Raw genomic sequence first — 18,785 nt, 5'->3', positions numbered from 1 at the left:
ATCCTATTTTAAGCGACTTGCTTGGCATAACGGTTCACGTTTTGCTTGATATTCCCAATTGTTTTCGGATCATTGATTCCTGTGACTTCTTGGATCAATTGTTCCAAGTTTTCATGGATCTTCATTTCATGCAGTTGACGGCTTTGTTCATCTTCAGGATCATAGTAATTAAAAATAATACCCATTGTTGCCGTCAAATGTGGACAAGTCAAGTTATGTTCTTGCAGTTCTCTCACTGGCCGTGTAAACCGTTCTTGATAACCTAGCTTACGTAATGGTGTCCGAGCGACACGTGTGATCGCATCAGAGATATATTTGTTTTGGAAGCGATGGATGATTTTTTCAATATACGCATGATGCTGCTCTGCATCAAACCCCCATTTGGCAATCAGCAAACTTCCTGTTTCCTGCAGAACTGATTTTAATTGTGCCACAACTAACGCATCTTGCATTGCTTCATCAATGGTCTGGTAACCTAACAAGGCACCTGTATAAGCGACAGTCGCATGACCAGTATTGACACTAAATAATTTGCGTTCGATATATGGTTCTAGATCATCTACATATAAAACCCCTTTTAATTGGATTTCTTTATTTTTTCTTTGGCTATCGTCAATGACCCATTCCTTGAAAGGTTCTACTTGGACGAATAAAGGATCTTCATGGTGTTGTAATGGGACGATTCGATCGACTGCTGCATTTGGAAAGCCGATATATTTGTCAGTAAATGATGTTTCTGGAAGATATTTATACACTTCTTTTTCTAGAAATGCTGAACCGCCAATCATGTTTTCACAGGCAATGATATCTAAAGGTGTTGTGTTTCCTTCCATTTCTCTTTCTTGGATCCCTTTTGCAATCAACTCGGCAATAAAAGGTAAGATATTCGGGCCAATGGCGGTAGTAACTAAATCTGCTTCAGCGATTTCTTGGATTACTTTTTCTGGATTTGTTTGATTGTTGATTCCTTTGACATTTTTTACAGTGATTCTTTCTTTTGATTCATCTGCTAATTCGATTTCGTATTCTTTTCTTTCATTTAAAGCATCAACGATCGTGTGATTCACATCTACGAAAGTAATCTCAAATCCATTAGCTGCCAAAATTTCTCCAATAAATCCTCGACCGATATTTCCTGCACCAAAATGTACTGCTCTCATTTTTCTCTCTCCTTAAGCAATTGCTAGATTTTCCGTTACTTCTTCTTTGCTGAGCGCGTCTGCTAGTTGGACAACATTGTCCATATCACTGCAATAAAGTGCGATTTGCTGTACAAGTTGCAGATGCTCATCGCCGACTCCTGCTATACCGAACAAAACAGTCGCAATCTTTTCTTCTTCTTCCGTACCAAAATTGACACCGTCTGGCACCTGTACGACACAAATGCCGGATTTTTTCACATATTTTTTTGCTTCATCTGTTCCATGAGGAATCGCGATAAAATTCCCCATGTAAACAGATAACATGTTGTCTCTTTCTACCATGGCATCGATATATTCCTCATCAACGCATCCTGCTTCTACAAGCTTTTGACCGCAATAGCGGATCGCTTCTTCTTTGGTTTTAAATGATCGATTGAGTTCGATCATGTCGAATGGCAAACTTTGCATGCTGTTTTCCTCCCTTAAGCTGTCTGTTTCAAATATTGTGCAATTGATTCAAATTTTTGTGGGTTGACCATGCTATTAACCGATAAATGAATGGATTGCGGTGCAGCCATCCGTGCTTTTTCTGCTAAACTCTCTTTGGCTACGATCAGTGAATCAGGTTCCCCTTTTAACTCCTGGATGTTGACTTTTCGTAACGGGATAGTTAAATGGTTCTTGTCTAATATATCTTTGAGCACGGTCATCCCCATTGTTGCTGATCCCGAACGATCATCGTGAACAAGTAGGATCTCTTTGATTTGTTTGATGTTTGCTGAAAGAAACTCTTCTGTTGGCTCGTTCTTAGTTTCAGAAGCTGATGGTTCCTGTTTGCTGCTCAATTCTTGAATGATTTCATCATATCGAGGTGAATTCAAAAAGTTTTCTACTGAGACAAAACGCGCGTTCGGTGCTTTTTGTTTTGCTCTTTCTTGTAGTTCGACCTGAGTAACGATCAATGTATTCGAGTCATCTGTCAGTTGGCTGATTGCTTGGTTAGTCACCGTTTGAGGCAAGTCTGCTTCCTGTACTTTTTTTCTCAAGATCGAAGCGCCCATCGCACTTGATCCCATCCCTGCATCACAAGCAAAAATGATTTTTTGTACGCCAGATAGCGCAGTTCCTTGAGGAATACCTTGGGCACCTTTAGATGCTTGTTTAGCTGCTTTTGTCTCTTGCACAGACTTTTCAAAGTCTTCATTTGTATCTTTCGCGTCCGCTTTCAAAATCACTGCAGAAATACCGAATGAAACAGCTGCGGCAACAATCACGCCCAAAATAACAGGAAGGTAAGAATTGAACGGTGTCATTGCTAGAATCGCAATGATCGACCCTGGAGAAGCTGGCGCTCTTAGTCCAGCATCCATCAATTGGAAAATGAAACTTCCTGACATTCCTCCGCCTATAACTGATAAGAATAATAACGGTTTCATCATGACGTAAGGAAAATAGATTTCATGAATCCCACCTAAAAAGTGGATAATCATGGCACCTGGTGCTGAAGATTTTGCTGCTCCTTTGCCAAACAAAGTAAAAGCAAGTAATACGCCAAGTCCTGGACCAGGATTTGCTTCAAGCAAGAATAGAATAGATTTTCCTGCATCTGCTACTTGTTCAGTTCCCAATGGTGTCAAAATCCCATGGTTGATTGCATTATTCAAAAATAAGATTTTTGCTGGTTCAATAAAAATACTTGTCAATGGAATCAAATGGGCAGATAAAATGATCTCTACACCTTTTGCCATTGCTTGAGTCAATGCATCGACAACTGGACCAATCGCAGAAAAACCTAATAACGCTAATCCAAAACCGATAAGACCTGCTGAAAAATTATTGACCAACATTTCAAAACCGGATTTGATCCGTTTTTGGAACAGCTGATCAAATTTCTTGATGGCATATCCACCAAGAGGTCCCATGATCATCGCACCTAGCATCATTGGAATATCTGTTCCGACAATCACACCCATCGTTGCAATTGCTCCCACAACTGATCCGCGGTCACCAGCAATTACTTTTCCGCCAGTATAGCCGATCAATAAAGGAATCAGATAAGTTAGCATCGGGCTTACCATGGTAGCGAAAGCTTCATTTGGCAAATAACCATCTGGGATAAATAAAGCCGTTAACACACCCCAAGCAATCAGTGCTCCAATGTTTGGCATGACCATGCTTGATAAGGTACTGCCTAATTTTTGTACCCTCGCTTTTAGCGAAATGTTGTTTTTGGGAATCGTCCGTTCCATTTTGTCTCTTCCTCTCTCCTTTTGATACTCTAATTGTATCCGCTTACTAAAAAGAGAAATAGTCGTACTTTGGCACGAAATTTTGTGCCCAAGGTTTGAGGATATCAGCAAAATAAAAAAATTTCGGGATCAGCAAACTTTACTTTTAAATAAACATGTTATTTTAGCTTTTTTATAATATGTAAATAATAACTTTTGTCAGCATTTTATTTGGATATTTTTTGTTTTATTATGATATTAAAATTTATATTGGAGGCCTATCTATGACATTACTGATCAAAAACATGAACATGAAACGTGGTAAAAAACGTGTGATTCGACAATTGGATCTTTTAGTAGAATCAGGAGAAGTAGCTGCTTTGATTGCCCCGAACGGATTTGGCAAAACAACTTTGCTGAATGGCATTGCCCAACTGCTGCCAACAACTTATGATCAATTGTCCCTTCACAACATCTCTCCTACTGCTTATACAGATTATCGCCGGTCTTTCTTTTTTCTAGAATCAACGAATCAGTTATCCGACTATCTAACGGCTGTTGATTATTTGACTTTGATCAAATACTATTGGCAGAGCAAAGTAGAATACCAAACTGTTTTCCAACGATTGAAGATGACTGAGTACCTTACTTTGCCGATTGGAAAAATGTCTCTAGGAATGAAACAACATGTCTTGCTTGCTGCTTACTTGATCAGTGATTCATCTGTCATGTTATTCGATGAACCGTTGAACGGGTTAGACCCAGGAAGTATTGATATCTTGAATAGGCTGATCAGACAATGGCAGAAAGAGGGGAAGACGATTCTTCTTTCTTCCCACGCTATCGCGAATATCCAATCGATTTGTTCTAAAGCATGTTTTCTAAAAAATGGAGAAATCGTCACAGAATCCTCAAATATGGAAGAGATTTTAGCTATTTATCGTAAATTGTATGAGGTGTAACTATGACTTTATTTACATTTGAACGCAATCTCTTACTAAAAAACAAAGTAAACTTTTTATTTCCTCTATTGTTGATCGTGCTCTTTGCATTCCCACTTTTTTTTGATTATGAACTTGCTTATACAGAATTCGATGAACTAAATCATAACTATGAAGAGACGCAAACTTTGATTGAAACGTTGAAAGAAGATGAGAATGAGAAAGAATTTGTGGAAAGTTTAGAGAAAAGCAACAAACTGATCGAAGCAATCTTACATGCAAAAAACACAGGGAACGTCCAGGAAATGGTCGAAGCAACTTATCATTATGAAAAAGATATACTGGATCGACTGATTTCTGGTCAAAGACAAGGAATTCCAATCATTGAACAACAAAAACGTGTCGAGTTGCTCCGTTATATGAAAGAACATCAGATCCAAAGATATTCTATTTTTGACTTGCCAGCGCATCTCCCTTTAGCGAATTACTACGAAAATATTTTTTCAGGAATAATTTCTAGTTTTTTGATTTTATGTATAACCGCCTTGTTTCTTTCCTCGATCATCTCTTATGAAAAAAGAAAGCAGGTAATCTCTCTAGTCAATCTATTACCGGATAGTATGGTAAAGAAACATAGCATCCGTTTCACCGTTTATTATGGTGCAGCTATGCTAAGTCTCGTGATTCCATTTTTGTTCGTCTCTATACTAGTAGTAATCAAAAATGGTTTGGGCGACTTCCGTTATCCTGTAGGAACGATCATTGGTCAGGAGATACGAATCCTTCCGATGTATGCGTATCTTTTCCAGAGTTTTCTGTTCCTGTTGTTGTGGGTACTCTTTTTAAGTACAATCAGTTTTCTTCTATCTGCTTTATTTGAACATTCTCTAGTCAATCTTTTAGGTACACTTCTTTGTCTTTTCTTAGCAGAGTATCGCTTGTTTTCTTCGATTGAATGGATAGAATCAATCAGTCATTACTTGCCAACTTCTTATGTTGATTTTCAAAATGTGATCGTAGGAGGAGATATGTTCTCGCCACTAGCTTCAGAACAGGTTACTTTCATGAATGGTATCTTGACACTTGGTACATGGAGTATCGTTCTATTATTCATAGGTATGGGCGCTATCTATATAAAAAAGAGCTATTAAAACACAAAAATAATAGGAGCGGTGACAAAAATCTTGTCACCGTCTCCTATTTTTCACTTGGTTGAAGTTATTACTTGATGCAAGGCATCTTTTTTACTGAGAACATTGGTTATATATGTCCATGTTCAAAAATCATTTGGACTTCTTCAATGGTTTCCGCATCACTGAGTGCCATTACTTGGTCGATGTCTGAACAAAAAAAGGCTAAATCTTGGAGCACAGCTAACTGATGTTCTCTTTTTAAAGCCACTACAAATAAGAGTGTAGCGATTTTTGGTTCCTCTTTTGTTCCAAAGTCCACACCATCAGGCACTTGGACTAAATAGATCCCTTCTTCTATTACTTCTTCATCTTTGTCAGTCCCATGTGGCAAGGCTACGAAATTCCCGATATAGACACTCGATTTTTCTTGTCTTTCGATCATTGATTGGATATATGCCGCTTTGATTCCCCCTTGTTGGGTCATCCACTGGCCGATCTCGGTCAACGCTTCTTTCCAATTTTGATAGGATTGATCGAGCAATATTTTTTCTGCTGGTAGCTGGATCATCTTTTCACCCTCATTTCTTTATTTCTTCAATCAGGATTTTCGCTAACAATTGATAAACGATTTCTCTATTTCCTGAACGGAAGATCTCGGTGTTCAAATCGTTCATGATGATTGCTCCACTGATCTTTCCTAAAAGAATCCCGTCTTTTTCTTGGATTGGCGAAGGCGCCAGCATAACTAACATACGGGACAAATCGACTGGCTGTCTATCCATCCCGTCAATTGTCAACGGTTGTTTCAAATTGAAAATACAAAAGATCGGTTTAGAAACCAATGAGCTGGATGTATGGAATAACCCCATATTTGTATGAGGAATTCCGATAGGTGCTTGTTCATATCGCTTAAGCAGTCGGCGATGAACCACCTCTTCATCCGTTACTAGTCCTTCAGGAAAATAAGGAAATAAACTGCGAATCGTTTCAGAGACCGTATTAGGATTATCTAGTTCTTGAATAAAGAAACGATCAAGTAATTGATTGATTTGCTCCATGAAATGCATCGTTTCCTCATAAGTATCTTCTAGCATCCACTCGTTATTGCTGTTATACGTATTTTTTTGCCTTTTTTTCTTCTCAATATGCGAAAAAGCTTCTTTTAGCTGCTTGACTTCCTCTTCTAGCAGTAGCGGGGAGACTAAAATATATGTTCCATCATATCCTGGTAGAATAGATGTAGAAATAACAATATCATATTCTTCTTGTAAATCAATTTTTTTCAAATCAGCGATCCGATAGAAATGAATCTGTTGAATGAAAGGAAAATACCGTTTCAAACGCAGTTCCAACATGCTAGTAGAAGCTAAGCCGCTTGGTGAAAATCCTGCAATACTGATATTGCTTTCTTTCGGACTTTTTTCCAATGAATTTGCAAAATGAAGGACCATATATGCGATCTCTTCTTCTGATAATTTCTTTTCTTGAAAAATCCGCTCTACTGCTTGGCGGATTGCATTGGCAATTTCTTCATATTGAACCATGATTTTTTCTAAAATCGGATTAGTCAGTGTCTCTTCTTGTAAAACGGCTCTTGAAAACACACCAGACAAATGGGTCAAAAGCATTTTGTACAAGGTTTCATCTTCATAAAAATGGACATTCGTCTCTTCACTTACTTCTTGAATCAGTTGTTTTACTAAATAAGCAAGCTGTGTATCGAACGTTTCTTCAAAGAAATTCTGATCAAATGAGTTCGTGAAGTCATTTAATAATCCTGCAAAAAAGACGATCTCATTTACTGGGTAAAGTTGTTTTGTCTCAGAAGCAATCCGTGAGAATAATCGTTTAGCGGTCTGAAGCAATTCTTTGTTTGCCAGACCATTATACGTCTCATTTGTCAGTAAATGATTTTTCGTTACACGATCCATCGTCAATGTCAGCATCAAAACCAAATGTTCAAGTTTTCTATCACTTAGATTGGTCTTTTTTTGGATCAATTCTTCCCCGACTACTTGGCGTGCAAGAGACAGATGTTGCGGATCAACGAATCGAAAAAAGTAATTCAGCGATGAATCAAAAGAAATACTATGAAAAAGTTCATATTCATTGATTTCTAATTCTAATACATTCGCTGTTAGAAGCCAACGGTATTTTTCCGGTCCTACGATCTCATATCCTTGGTTCCGAATGATTTCCAAAGGCAGTTGGCGGGTACTTTCTTCCAACTGTTTGATATCTGCATAAAAAGTAGTATTACTGATGCGGTATAATTCCATAAAATGGGCAAGACTCAACGGTTCTGTCGTTAGTAACAGCTCGGCTAAAATTGCGTGCTGTCGTTTAGCAGTAGGCAAATCCTCGCTTTTCCCATCTGTATTTTCTTTTAATTGCTCCATTACTTCTTCCGATGCCTCAATGACAAACGAACCTCTTGCTACTTTTTTCAAAGAAGCATTTACCGATTTCAATGAGACTTCAAGATTATCTAATTCGCGGTAAACGGTCCGCTTGCTGACTTTCAATAAATTCATCATTTTTTGGATAGTCACAGGTGAGGGACTGCTGAGAAATTCTGCTAATAATTGTTTTTCTCTGGGCGATAAGTACATCTTATTTTTCTCCCTTCACGAGTTTTTCGTATTCATTCGTAGCTACCCAATGTTCCACTAGGACTAGCTGAGGGATCGTTTCTTTTAGCTGTTCATTTACAGCTAGTTCTCTTTGCGCGATATAAATCGTTTCTTCTTGGATTTTGAGCTGTTCGATTGGTTCCTTTAAGATAACAAACTGTTTTTTCTCTTTTTTTGCTAATTGACTTAAAATCGCCATGCCCATGGTTTGTGAACCACGTCTATTATTTTTATACAAAAACACAACGTTGACGGGCGATTTTTTCTGTTCTACTACTTCTACTCCCTCTTTTTTTTCTTTCCAATTTGGTTCGTGGATCGCTTCTTTTATTCGTGACAGCAAGATATCTGTTTCCAAAAAGTGATCCAGTACGAAAATTTGACTTTGAGGTACTTTTTCTCTTGCAAGATCCGCTAATTCATGTTGGACGATAACAAGCTGATTTACTTGATTGTTCAATTCATAGACAGAGCTGTATCCAACAGCGAGATCAATTTTTTCCGCTGCTAATTTTTTCTTCAGCAAGGCGGCTCCCATAGCGCTTGATCCCATGCCTGAGTCACACGCAAAAACGACAGAATGAATGGTAGATAGTTCCAAGATTTCTCCCCTTTCTTTGACCGTGTTGTCTCCTTTTTCTTTTTTCGGTAATTTCAATAGCAGCGTTGCACAAATGAAGGTTACAAATGTACTGATTGCTATCCCTATACTTACCCCAGCTAGTTGCGGATAAGGCGTATTGGCAAAAATCACGAGTAGTGACCCGGGCGATACAGGAGTAGCTAATCCCGCATCTAACCATTGGAATATCAACGTGCCGCTTGCTCCACCAACCATTACAGCTAAAAACAGAGATGGACGCAACAAGACAAACGGAAAATAAATTTCGTGAATCCCACCAATCGCATGGATCATCAACGCTCCACTTGCGTTTACTTTTTCCTGTTTTTTTGCAAAACAAAGGATAGCAAGTAAGATCCCTAAACCAGGTCCCGGATTTGCCTCCATCAAAAACAGGTAAGAGTGTCCGACTGCTTGTGAGAATTCGATTCCTAAAGGTGTCAACACACCATGGTTGATTGCATTATTAAAAAATAATACTTTTAGAGGTTCTAGGATCAAACTGACAAGCGGCAACAGATTCATTTTGACTAGCCAAGACACGACGGAGACAAGCAACAGGTGGAAACTATTTAAAGCTGGCTCAATAAAAACGATTCCAATTATACAAATAATACTACCAATCAGCCCTACTAGTAAGTTGCTGACAAGCATTTCATACCCAGCTTTGAATTTCTCATGAAATCTAGAAACAAATTGTTCATACAAGATGCCGGCAAGCGGCCCTATAATCATCGCTCCTACGATTTGCGGGGCATCGGAACGAGCAATCAACCCTAAAGAAGCGATTGCGCCCGCGACTGCCCCTTTTTGTCCCCCTACCGATTTTCCGCCTGAATAGCTGATCAAGATTGGTAAAAGCAGTTGAATCATCCAGTGGCATACCTCTTCCAACGTGGCGTGCAAATCGCCAGACACACCTTTTATTACTAATGATAAGATTCCCCAAGCAATAAACAGACTTAGGTTGGGCATGATCATCTCATTCAAGTGGTGTCCGGCTTTTCTCAGTTGTTTCGTAAACACTCGACTGCTGCCGTTTGCTTTCCATTTGTATTCCATCTTTTTCACCATACTTCTATTTATTGATAGACGGATTTTATGTAGAAAAAGCAGCAAACGAAAACCGTCTGCCGCTTTCAGCTATCTGGGAACTATTTGCCTGGTTCAGACGCAATGATTGCTAGTTCACCTTGGACCGTCCACTCAGAAACGCCACTTGGAATGATACAGCTTGTTCCTTTTTCTAATGGATATGTTTTTCCGTCAACAACAAGGTCTCCTGCTCCTTCAATCACTGTCATCAACGTATAAGGGGCTTGTTTTTTGAAAGATGTGATTCCTTTAATATCCCACTCATATACATTGAAAAACTCAGTTTCTAAATAAGTGACGATCGATGAATTCCCTTTTCGGACTTCTTTGATTTGTAATTCTGGTGTTTTGGCAGGGACAGTTGTTACATCAATCGATTGTTGGATATGCAGCTCTCTTGTTTGTCCTTGCGCATCTTTTCTGTCATAGTCATACACGCGATAAGTCGTATCGGAGCTTTGTTGTGTTTCTAAAATCATGATCCCTTTACCAATAGCATGGATCGTTCCGCTTGGTACATAAAAGAAATCACCTTTTTTAACTGGTACTTTCTTCAAAAGGTCATCCCAGCGCCCCTCTTTGATCATCTCAGCTAGTTCTTCTCTTGTCTTTGCATGATGACCGTAGATAATTTCTGCACCAGGTTCAGCATCGATGATATACCAGCATTCAGTTTTTCCTAATTCACCTTCATGTTTCATCCCATAGGCATCATCTGGATGTACTTGTACAGATAGATCATCTTCTGCATCTAAGATCTTGATCAACAATGGAAACACTGGTTCTGAAGGATGGCCAAACAATTCCTTGTGTTCTGACCATAGTTCATCTAATCTTTTCCCTTTGAATTCGCCATTTTCTACTACACTGACACCATGAGGATGCGCACTGATCGCCCAATCTTCTCCGATTTTATCGTTAGGGATATCAAAACCGAAGACTGAACGTAAGCGGCTTCCTCCCCAAATTTTTTCTTGAAAAACTGGTTTTAAAAACATAGGTTCTTGCATAATTCAAACTCCTCTCATTTTTCATAGCTATTATAGCATTATTTCTGTAATACCGCTTTCTCTTTCAAAAAATTTTCAACAATTTCATCTCGACATATGAGATACTCCGCACGATGATCGACAGGATGTACGCGATTAGACAAAAATATCAACGCTTCTTGTGTTTTTATATCAATCAAGAAAAACGTACCTGTATAACCAGTATGAAAAAGAATCGCATGACCGTCTCCTACATCTTTTTTTAAATCCCACCCTAGAGAACGATAGCCATTTCTTTCTGGAGTTTGATCTTGTAGCAAAGAATCAATCGTTTCTTCTTCTAAAAACCGACCATTACTGATTTTTCCCTTGTTCAAATACATTTGGACAAAAGTAATGCTGTCGTTCAAATCGATAAAGAGCCCAGCATTTCCTGCATGTTCAGCTAAAACTCTTGCTTTCGGATCATGAGTTTGTCCACGCAAAACCTCACCCGAAGGCAGTTGTTCTGTGGGAACGATTTTTTTGGAAGGAAAAGGAAGAAATAAGCTGTTCATCATTTCTAATGGTTCCAATACTTGTTCTTGAAAGACTTCCACTGCAGTTTCTTGGTAAATTTTTTCCAGCATCAATCCAAGAAGAATCGTTCCGGCATCTGTATATTTTACTTCTTTTCCTAGTTGCTCACCTGGTTCTAGCTTCAAATAAGCGGCAATCAATTCTTCCTGAGATAGCTCATCTCTGTTTGGTATCCATGTTTTGATATCAGAAGTATGTGTCAGTAAATGACGCAAAGTGATTGTCTGATTTTCGAATTCAGAAAGATATTTATGCAGTGGTTGATCGAGTTCTATTTTTCCATCTTCTAATAGACGCAAAACTAATGAAGTGGTTGCAACGACTTTCGTCAGTGATGCTGCATCAAACAACAGATCTTCTGTCATCGGCTGTTTTTCAGGAACGACTTGGGCAAAGCCAGCTGTAAATGATTCTACTTGATTTTCTTTGATGAAGGCGGCTGCTACACCTGGATAAAATCCTTCTTCCATTTTTTTCAAAATAAGCTGTTTCGTTTGTGGGTACATCTTCTTCTCCTGCTTTTCTGTCAAATTCTTACAGTCCAAGCTTAAAGCTTAATCTATGAGGAATCAACCTTTTTACACAAAAAAAACTGCGCGGAAAACCACGCAGTTTCATTCGGTATACCGTTTGCTCTTTCTATCTCTAGAACAAGTAATAGTATGACCGTTCATAAAATGACGAGACATGCGACAATCGTTAAGAAAGAAAAAGTTAAGCGTCGCATCGAATGTCAGTTTTATTCTTTTCTTTTGGCTCACTGACGAACCACCATTCGATTCCTATGGCATCATAGATTGTGAGTACTGTATGCTTTTTGTCCAAGAAGAAATTGACTGATAATTGCTGCAAGTGAGCAATCAGTCCTTCCATGCTTTCAGTATCAATCATGAATTTCAGAAAATCAAGGCCAATCACTTCATCTGTAGGCAAATCGATGGCACCACCACTTGCTTCTGTCAATCCAACATGGAAGTCTCCTTCATTCAATACATGGATGCCCTCTTCTTCATTATGTATCTTCAAACCAAGGACACGATTAAGAAATTGGCGTTCTTTTGCTAAATCAGTAACATTTAAATGGATTTTCTCAAAAAAAGATCCTGCTGATAGTTTACTGAATTTTTCTTCAGATTTTCTTAACAACGCTTCTTGATCCATCGTCTCTGGAACTTCTCTTTGGTCACTCTTATTCTCTTCATGGTAAATTTCTAATTCATTCTCTTCTGGGTCTACGAGTAAAATCCCCATACGACCATGATCTTCTAAAGCTTCTTTGATTGGATAATTCATTTTACGAATACGGCAAAGAATATCTGCCATTTCTTCTGTGCTAGGGATAATCAATGAGAAACGGTTCAGCTTTTTGATCTCCCCCATGTGATCATTCGCTCTAGGACTTTCTTCCAGCAGCAACATTTCACTTCCAGCTTCTTCTGTTCCTAAAATGGCTAATTCGTTTTCTTCTCTTTTCAAATCAAAGCCAACAACGTTCTTGTAAAAATCAATCATTTTATCTCGGTCTTTCACCCGAATGGCTACACTTTTTAAATAGGTGGCAGCCCCCAATTGAAAATCTCTCATATTTCTTGCTCCCCTCTACGTCAAGCTTTATTTTAACGATGGATTCTTCTTCTTTCAAGCAATAACTTTGATTTTGTTAAAAAAAGTGTGAGAAACTTCGCATTTTACTTGTTTTTTATAAATAAATGAGTAAAAAACCACATGAAACTCATTTTCTTGAAATGTGCTTCATGCGGTAAAGAAAAATAATAAATTTGTACGTTTCTATGAAGCTTCTTCTTCAGAAAACTGACTGTTATAAAGATCTGCATAGAATCCGTCTTTTTCCATCAATGTATCGTGGTTTCCAGTTTCTACGATCGAACCATGATTCATCACAATAATGTTGTCTGCATCGCGTATTGTAGACAAGCGGTGAGCGACAACAAAACTTGTTCGGTTTTCCAATAGGCGATTCATCGCTTTTTGAATCAGTATTTCTGTTCGTGTATCTACACTAGATGTTGCTTCATCAAGGATCAGGACATCCGGATTTGCTAAGAATGCCCGCGCAATAGTGATCAGCTGACGTTGCCCTTGCGAAATATTGCTTGCATCCTCGTTTAATACAGTGTTATATCCTTCTGGCAATTTACGAACAAAATCATCTACGTGAGCGGCTTTAGCAGCTTCAATGACTTGTTCATCTGTTGCATCGTCGTTCCCATATTTGATATTGTCATAGATACTTCCTGTAAACAGCCAAGTATCTTGCAGTACCATTGAAAACTGTGCGCGCAATTCATCACGTGAAAGGTCACGGGTATCTACACCATCGTAACGAATACTGCCTCCAGAAACATCGTAAAACCGTTCAAGAAGGTTGATCAGTGTCGTCTTTCCTGCACCGGTTGGCCCTACAATAGCGACCATCTCACCAGGTTTGACATCCAAGTTGAAATCAGTCATTAGCAAGTTATCTGGTGTGTAGCCGAATTGAACATTTTCAAAACGAACTTTGTATGGTGTATCTTTTTCTTCTGGAAGGCCAGATTTTTCATTGGACATCTCTTCTTCATCCAACACTTCAAATACCCGTTCGGCTGAAGCAACTGTTGATTGGATAGTGTTCATCAAACTTGCAAGTTGAGTGATTGGTTGAGAGAACTGTGTCGTATATTGTAAGAATGCTTGAACATCCCCTAATGTCATGTTCCCATTTGCAACTTTTACTCCGCCTAGTACAGCGACGAACACATAGCCTAGATTTTTAACGAAATTCATCAACGGCATGATGATTGCCGAAATAAATTGAGCTTTCCAACCAGCGGCATACAGATTCTGATTTTCTTTTTCAAATACTTCCTGATCTTTTTCAGTATGATTGAATGTTTTAACAATCGTATGACCACCATATGTTTCTTCTACTTGGTTATTCAATAAACCTAAACTTTTTTGCTGATCTGCGAAAAACACTTGTGATTTTGGCGCAACGACCATAACGATGATCAAGCTTAAAGGAATCATCAATAACGCGACTAACGTTAATTGCCAGCTGATTGAAAGCATCATCACGATGACCCCGATCAATGTGACTGCACTAGTTACAAATTGAGTCAAATTTTGTTGCAGCGTGCTTGCGATGTTATCCATATCATTGATTGCTCGAGACATGATATCGCCATTTGTATGTGTATCATAATAGGAAATCGGTACACGATTCATTTTGGCTTCCAAGTCATGACGCAACTCATAAACTGTCCGCTGTGAAACACGTGTCATAATAAACTGCTGTAAAAAGTTGAATACAGCTGAGATCAAATACATCACGATTACTGTTGCAATGATTTGCGCAATTTTATCAAAATCTATCGGAAATTTTGTTACTTGTTGCCCTTGTTGCATCTGTTGCGCGCCAGCCATTACACCTTTGAATATTTCTGTAGTTGCTTTCCCCAAAACTTTTGGTGTTTGGATTTGGAAAATCACGGCTGCTATTGCTAGTACAAATACAGCGATGATTGCAACCATACGTTTAGACATATAGCCAAACAATCGGCGTACTGTTCCCCAGAAATTTTTAGGCTTTTCCCCTTTTACACCGAGATTCCTGCCAGGTCCGCCGTGTCCTGGACCGCCTGCTGGTCCGTGAGAGGGACGTGTGTTTGTTTTACTCATGCTAAGTCCTCCTCTCTTAGTTGTGAATGAACGATTTCTTGATAAGTTTCATTTGTTGCCAATAGTTCTTCATGTGTTCCTTTGCCAACTAGTTTTCCTTCATCTAGTACAAGGATCATATCTGCATCCATTACTGTACTTACTCGTTGAGCAACTAAAACCGTGATACTTTCTTTCATATTCGTTTTCAACGCTTGGCGAAGATTGGCATCCGTTTTGAAATCCAATGCTGAGAAGGAATCATCAAACACATAAATGTCTGCTGTTTTGACTAATGCCCGTGCAATTGCTAGACGCTGTCTTTGTCCGCCGGAGAAGTTTCCTCCTCCTTGTTCCACATGGCTGTCTAAGCCATCTTCCATCTCTGAAACAAAATCTTTAGCTTGTGCGATTTCTAATGCTTCCCAAATCATTTCATCTGTTGCATCCGGCTTACCATACTGCATATTGTCTCGGATCGTTCCAGAGAAAAGAACTGCTTTTTGAGGAACAAAGCCCATTAGCTCCCGCAAATTATATTGAGTCATTTCACTGACGTCCGTTCCGTTTATTTGGATCGAACCAGATTCGATGTCATATAATCGGGGGATCAAATTGACTAAGGTCGTTTTACCTGAACCAGTTCCTCCTATGATTGCGACAATCTCGCCCGACTTAGCTTGAAAATCAATATCTTCCAATGCAAGTTTTTCTGCTCCATGATATCGATAATTGACATGATTGAAGGCCAATGTTGCTTCTTTTCCAGCAAAAGAAACGGTTTTAGGATTTTCAGGGTCATGGATACCGATTTTTTCATCCAACACCTCATTGATACGGTCAGCTGAAGCTTGTGCACGAGGTACCATGATGAAAATAGCGGAAAGCATCATAAAGCTGATCAAGATCTGCATCGCATAAGTCATAAATGCAATCAGATTACCGACTTCTAAGGTCATATCTGCTATGTAGTGTCCACCAAACCAAGTGATTGCTACGTTTGTACCGCTCATGATCAATGTCATCATCGGCATCATCAATGCGACGATCGTATTCACTTTGATTGCCGTATTTGTATAGTCTTTATTCACTAAATCAAAACGATTTTCTTCAAAGCGCGTCTTATCGAATGCGCGGATGACTCTGACACCTGTCAACCCTTCTCGAAATACCAGGTTCAAACGGTCAGTTTTCTTTTGCATGCTTTTGAATAATGGAACAGCAAAATACATGATTCCGCCAATCAAAATAATCATTACTGGGATGACGACTAAGAAGATTTTTGTCAACTGATGATCTTTTTGATAAGCAAGTATACTCGCGCCAATCAACGTGATTGGTGCATTGATCATCATACGTAAAAACATTTGTGTGACCATTTGGATTTGAGTCACATCATTGGTTGTTCTTGTGATCAAAGAGGCCGTTCCGTATTTGTCAAACGCATCTTTTGTCAGGCTCTCTGATTTTTTATAGACATCCGTACGCAATTGCTTACCCAGTTTCTGTGATTCTCGAGTAGCAAAAAATGTATTTGCAATAGCGGCTAAGATACTGATCAAAGAAAAACCGATCATCACAAAACCTGTATGCCAAATATAATCGACATCTCCTTGCGCTACCCCTTTATCAATGATATTGGAGGTAAGTGTCGGCAAATATAAATCTGCCAGTACTTGGATCACCATGAAAACTGCAGCTGCAATTGCTGAAGTCAAGGAGATCCGTTTTACGATTTTTAGCATCTAGTTCCCTTCTTTCTATTTATATACTCCGTTTTTCAGCCAAGAAAGTTTCAAATTGAATTCACTGATTGCTTGCTCTGCTGAGTAATCTTCGGATGTTGAAAATAAGCGATACGAATGCGCAATTGTTGTAAATACAGTATTCATGACTAATTGGATCAGTAACTCCAATTCATGATCATTTTTTACTTTCAACTTCGTCCGATCAATCAATTCAAGCAACTCTTTTGCATCTTGTTTGTGTTCTTTATGTGGATCATGAGGCGTTTTTTGGCGACTCGTATGAGGAGCGACTTTTCTTGAGGCACGGTAATCCATGTTCATAAACAAGTTACGATAAAAAGAAGCATTCTCACCTTCCAAAATCTCATAAATCATTTTAGAAAAATAGGATTCGAATCCTTTGAATAGATCACCATCGGATTCTTTTATTAGTTGCAACATATCTTTAGAGCTGTCACGTCTCATTGTCTCAAAGTAATAAAAATAAAGATCCTCTTTATCTTCAAAATACTGATAGAAACTGCCTCTAGGGATATCCGCTAATTTGACGATATTAGCAATCGAGGCTTCTTTCAAAGGTACTCTAGAAAACTCGATTCTCGCCGCTTCAATTAACCTTTTTTGTTTTTCTTTCGGCAAATGGAAAAATGTCTGTGTCGGCATATGGTTCCTCCTTTCTTCTAAGATGACACATTGTCATATGACGCTATGTCATTATAACACCTCCCACCTGTTTTGCAAGACATTTGCATAGTTTTTTTCATTATTATCCGATACATAAAAAAAATGATAAGAGGAATCCTTCCATTTGAATTAATGAGAGCTGCCCATTAAAATAGCCACATACTAAACAAAGGATGAGATAAATGGCCCAATCAATTAGTGTCCAAGACTTCAATAAATTGCCTCTCGATGCTGACAGCATCGTTTTAGATACAAGAAATACTTTAGATTACACAAAAAAACACTTAAGCCACTCGCTTTCTATCCCCGCTGCTATCTTGCCAAGACAATTAAAAAATCTAGATCCAAAAAAACTTTATTATATTCTAAGCTACACAGGCAGATGATCAGAAGCATTAGCCGATCAACTTACTGCTAGCGGATTTCGTGCTGTTTATATCATTGGTGGGATGGAAGCTCTTCAGTCAAGCGTTGCTTGAACATTGCTTGTTAGATTCAAAGGGGGCTGTGACAAAAATCGTGTCACAGCTTCTTTTATATCCTGTCTTTTTTTAGTTATTTATTTTTCAACCTTATCAATATGACTTGATAGCCTTTTCTTTTTCGAGTAAACTGATTTTGTTAGTCATAGTTATAACAATCATAGCAAAAAAAGGAGAAGGTAAGCATATGGCATCTGTTTTAGTAGTCAAAGGTCATCCCCTAACTGCAGAAGAATCACGTACAGTTAAGGCATTGACGTCTTTTTTAACAAGTTATAAAGAAAATCATCCAGATGATGAAGTGACTGTTTTGGAACTTTATCGCGATGATATTCCAGAAATCGATGAAGAATTATTATCAGGTTGGGAGGCATTACGTGCTGGTGCAGAATTCACTTCCTTATCAGAAAGTCAACAACAAAAAATCGCTCGTTTCAATGAATTGACTGAGCAGTTCCTTGCTGCTGATAAAATCGTTATCGCAAACGCCTTATGGAATCTAAATATCCCAACAAAATTAAAAGCTTGGTTCGATACTGTCAATGTAGCTGGAAAAACGTTCCGCTATACAGAAAACGGGCCAGAAGGATTAGTGACAGGTAAAAAAGCACTGCACATCCAATCTAATGGCGGTGTATACAACGGACAAGACTTTGCCTCTCAATATGTAAAAGGTATTTTGAACTTTGTAGGCATCGATCAAGTAGAACAGCTATTCATCGAAGGAATCGATTATGACCCTGACCGTGCAGATGAGTTGATGCAAAATGCATTAGATAAAGCTACTGCTTTAGGTAAATCATTTTAAAATTGAGGTAAATGTATATAAAAGAGACAGAGGGAAAAATC

The 18,785-nt window shown here is 38.6% G+C and carries 15 protein-coding genes and 1 pseudogene; 4 read left to right on the top strand and 12 right to left on the bottom strand.

The window, feature by feature from the left end; translation table 11 throughout:
• Window positions 1-8 precede the first annotated feature (8 nt).
• From HMPREF2731_RS06315 to HMPREF2731_RS06305, 3 genes are read right to left on the bottom strand one after another with little or no spacing between them, the layout of a single operon-like run.
• Entirely contained in the window at window positions 9-1,160 is a 1,152-nt protein-coding gene (locus HMPREF2731_RS06315) for a mannitol-1-phosphate 5-dehydrogenase (RefSeq protein ID WP_002291501.1), read from the bottom strand.
• A gap of 12 nt (window positions 1,161-1,172) precedes the next feature.
• On the bottom strand, window positions 1,173-1,610 hold the full coding sequence (locus HMPREF2731_RS06310; protein ID WP_002291499.1) for a PTS mannitol transporter subunit IIA: 438 nt from the start codon (window positions 1,608-1,610) through the stop codon (window positions 1,173-1,175).
• Between the two features lie 14 nt (window positions 1,611-1,624).
• The gene (locus tag HMPREF2731_RS06305; protein WP_002291496.1) at window positions 1,625-3,391 is read right to left on the bottom strand and encodes a PTS mannitol transporter subunit IIBC; all 1,767 of its coding nucleotides are present in this window, start codon (window positions 3,389-3,391) and stop codon (window positions 1,625-1,627) included.
• A 263-nt stretch (window positions 3,392-3,654) separates the two neighbouring features.
• Here HMPREF2731_RS06305 and HMPREF2731_RS06300 point away from each other — a divergent pair, with 263 nt between their 5' ends.
• A complete protein-coding gene (locus tag HMPREF2731_RS06300) occupies window positions 3,655-4,332 on the top strand; it encodes an ATP-binding cassette domain-containing protein (protein ID WP_002291495.1) in 678 nt (225 codons plus the stop codon).
• Between the two features lie 2 nt (window positions 4,333-4,334).
• Entirely contained in the window at window positions 4,335-5,462 is a 1,128-nt protein-coding gene (locus HMPREF2731_RS06295) for a hypothetical protein (protein ID WP_002291493.1), read from the top strand.
• Window positions 5,463-5,571: 109 nt separating this feature from the next.
• Here the strand turns inward: HMPREF2731_RS06295 and HMPREF2731_RS06290 are convergent, their stop codons facing one another.
• The 9 genes from HMPREF2731_RS06290 to HMPREF2731_RS06250 all read right to left on the bottom strand — a co-directional run bounded on the left by HMPREF2731_RS06290 (window position 5,572) and on the right by HMPREF2731_RS06250 (window position 17,433).
• Entirely contained in the window at window positions 5,572-6,012 is a 441-nt protein-coding gene (locus HMPREF2731_RS06290) for a PTS mannitol transporter subunit IIA (RefSeq protein WP_070872602.1), read from the bottom strand.
• Between the two features lie 10 nt (window positions 6,013-6,022).
• On the bottom strand, window positions 6,023-8,056 hold the full coding sequence (locus HMPREF2731_RS06285) for a BglG family transcription antiterminator (RefSeq protein WP_070872600.1): 2,034 nt from the start codon (window positions 8,054-8,056) through the stop codon (window positions 6,023-6,025).
• Window position 8,057: 1 nt separating this feature from the next.
• Window positions 8,058-9,761: a PTS transporter subunit EIIC gene (locus HMPREF2731_RS06280; RefSeq protein ID WP_070872598.1), complete on the bottom strand. Its 1,704-nt coding sequence runs from the start codon at window positions 9,759-9,761 to the stop codon at window positions 8,058-8,060.
• 92 nt (window positions 9,762-9,853) lie between these two features.
• Window positions 9,854-10,804, bottom strand: a complete 951-nt coding sequence (manA, locus tag HMPREF2731_RS06275) for a mannose-6-phosphate isomerase, class I (RefSeq protein WP_002291489.1) — start codon at window positions 10,802-10,804, stop codon at window positions 9,854-9,856.
• A gap of 38 nt (window positions 10,805-10,842) precedes the next feature.
• Complete coding sequence (locus HMPREF2731_RS06270) at window positions 10,843-11,868, bottom strand: serine hydrolase domain-containing protein (RefSeq protein WP_070872596.1); 1,026 nt, start codon at window positions 11,866-11,868, stop codon at window positions 10,843-10,845.
• A 208-nt stretch (window positions 11,869-12,076) separates the two neighbouring features.
• Window positions 12,077-12,946, bottom strand: coding sequence for a VOC family protein (locus HMPREF2731_RS06265; protein WP_070872594.1), 870 nt, complete (start codon window positions 12,944-12,946; stop codon window positions 12,077-12,079).
• A 204-nt stretch (window positions 12,947-13,150) separates the two neighbouring features.
• Window positions 13,151-15,043 (bottom strand): ABC transporter ATP-binding protein, encoded by a 1,893-nt coding sequence (locus HMPREF2731_RS06260; RefSeq protein WP_002291484.1) that lies wholly within the window; start codon window positions 15,041-15,043, stop codon window positions 13,151-13,153.
• Window positions 15,040-16,767, bottom strand: a complete 1,728-nt coding sequence (locus tag HMPREF2731_RS06255) for an ABC transporter ATP-binding protein (protein ID WP_002291482.1) — start codon at window positions 16,765-16,767, stop codon at window positions 15,040-15,042. The genes HMPREF2731_RS06260 and HMPREF2731_RS06255 overlap by 4 nt, the downstream gene beginning before the upstream one ends.
• A gap of 15 nt (window positions 16,768-16,782) precedes the next feature.
• Window positions 16,783-17,433 carry a TetR/AcrR family transcriptional regulator gene (locus HMPREF2731_RS06250; RefSeq protein WP_002291481.1) on the bottom strand — a complete coding sequence of 217 codons (651 nt, stop codon included), beginning with the start codon at window positions 17,431-17,433 and terminating at the stop codon, window positions 16,783-16,785.
• Between the two features lie 203 nt (window positions 17,434-17,636).
• Here HMPREF2731_RS06250 and HMPREF2731_RS06245 point away from each other — a divergent pair.
• A pseudogene (locus HMPREF2731_RS06245) lies at window positions 17,637-17,933 on the top strand (rhodanese-like domain-containing protein).
• Window positions 17,934-18,123: 190 nt separating this feature from the next.
• Window positions 18,124-18,744: an NAD(P)H-dependent oxidoreductase gene (locus HMPREF2731_RS06240; RefSeq protein WP_002291477.1), complete on the top strand. Its 621-nt coding sequence runs from the start codon at window positions 18,124-18,126 to the stop codon at window positions 18,742-18,744.
• Window positions 18,745-18,785 lie beyond the last annotated feature (41 nt).

Source organism: Enterococcus sp. HMSC072F02 (genome assembly GCF_001837725.1).
Classification (GTDB): Bacteria; Bacillota; Bacilli; order Lactobacillales; family Enterococcaceae; genus Enterococcus_B; species Enterococcus_B lactis.
The sequence above is the reverse complement of the archived record's forward strand: the minus strand, read 5'-3'. Positions and strand labels throughout refer to the sequence as shown.

Coding starts and splice junctions, on each gene's coding strand:
- HMPREF2731_RS06315 (WP_002291501.1), bottom strand. CDS start 1,160: ATGAGAGCAGTACATTTTGGTGCAGGAAATATCGGTCGAGGATTTATT.
- HMPREF2731_RS06310 (WP_002291499.1), bottom strand. CDS start 1,610: ATGCAAAGTTTGCCATTCGACATGATCGAACTCAATCGATCATTTAAA.
- HMPREF2731_RS06305 (WP_002291496.1), bottom strand. CDS start 3,391: ATGGAACGGACGATTCCCAAAAACAACATTTCGCTAAAAGCGAGGGTA.
- HMPREF2731_RS06300 (WP_002291495.1), top strand. CDS start 3,655: ATGACATTACTGATCAAAAACATGAACATGAAACGTGGTAAAAAACGT.
- HMPREF2731_RS06295 (WP_002291493.1), top strand. CDS start 4,335: ATGACTTTATTTACATTTGAACGCAATCTCTTACTAAAAAACAAAGTA.
- HMPREF2731_RS06290 (WP_070872602.1), bottom strand. CDS start 6,012: ATGATCCAGCTACCAGCAGAAAAAATATTGCTCGATCAATCCTATCAA.
- HMPREF2731_RS06285 (WP_070872600.1), bottom strand. CDS start 8,056: ATGTACTTATCGCCCAGAGAAAAACAATTATTAGCAGAATTTCTCAGC.
- HMPREF2731_RS06280 (WP_070872598.1), bottom strand. CDS start 9,761: ATGGAATACAAATGGAAAGCAAACGGCAGCAGTCGAGTGTTTACGAAA.
- manA (WP_002291489.1), bottom strand. CDS start 10,804: ATGCAAGAACCTATGTTTTTAAAACCAGTTTTTCAAGAAAAAATTTGG.
- HMPREF2731_RS06270 (WP_070872596.1), bottom strand. CDS start 11,868: ATGTACCCACAAACGAAACAGCTTATTTTGAAAAAAATGGAAGAAGGA.
- HMPREF2731_RS06265 (WP_070872594.1), bottom strand. CDS start 12,946: ATGAGAGATTTTCAATTGGGGGCTGCCACCTATTTAAAAAGTGTAGCC.
- HMPREF2731_RS06260 (WP_002291484.1), bottom strand. CDS start 15,043: ATGAGTAAAACAAACACACGTCCCTCTCACGGACCAGCAGGCGGTCCA.
- HMPREF2731_RS06255 (WP_002291482.1), bottom strand. CDS start 16,767: ATGCTAAAAATCGTAAAACGGATCTCCTTGACTTCAGCAATTGCAGCT.
- HMPREF2731_RS06250 (WP_002291481.1), bottom strand. CDS start 17,433: ATGCCGACACAGACATTTTTCCATTTGCCGAAAGAAAAACAAAAAAGG.
- HMPREF2731_RS06240 (WP_002291477.1), top strand. CDS start 18,124: ATGGCATCTGTTTTAGTAGTCAAAGGTCATCCCCTAACTGCAGAAGAA.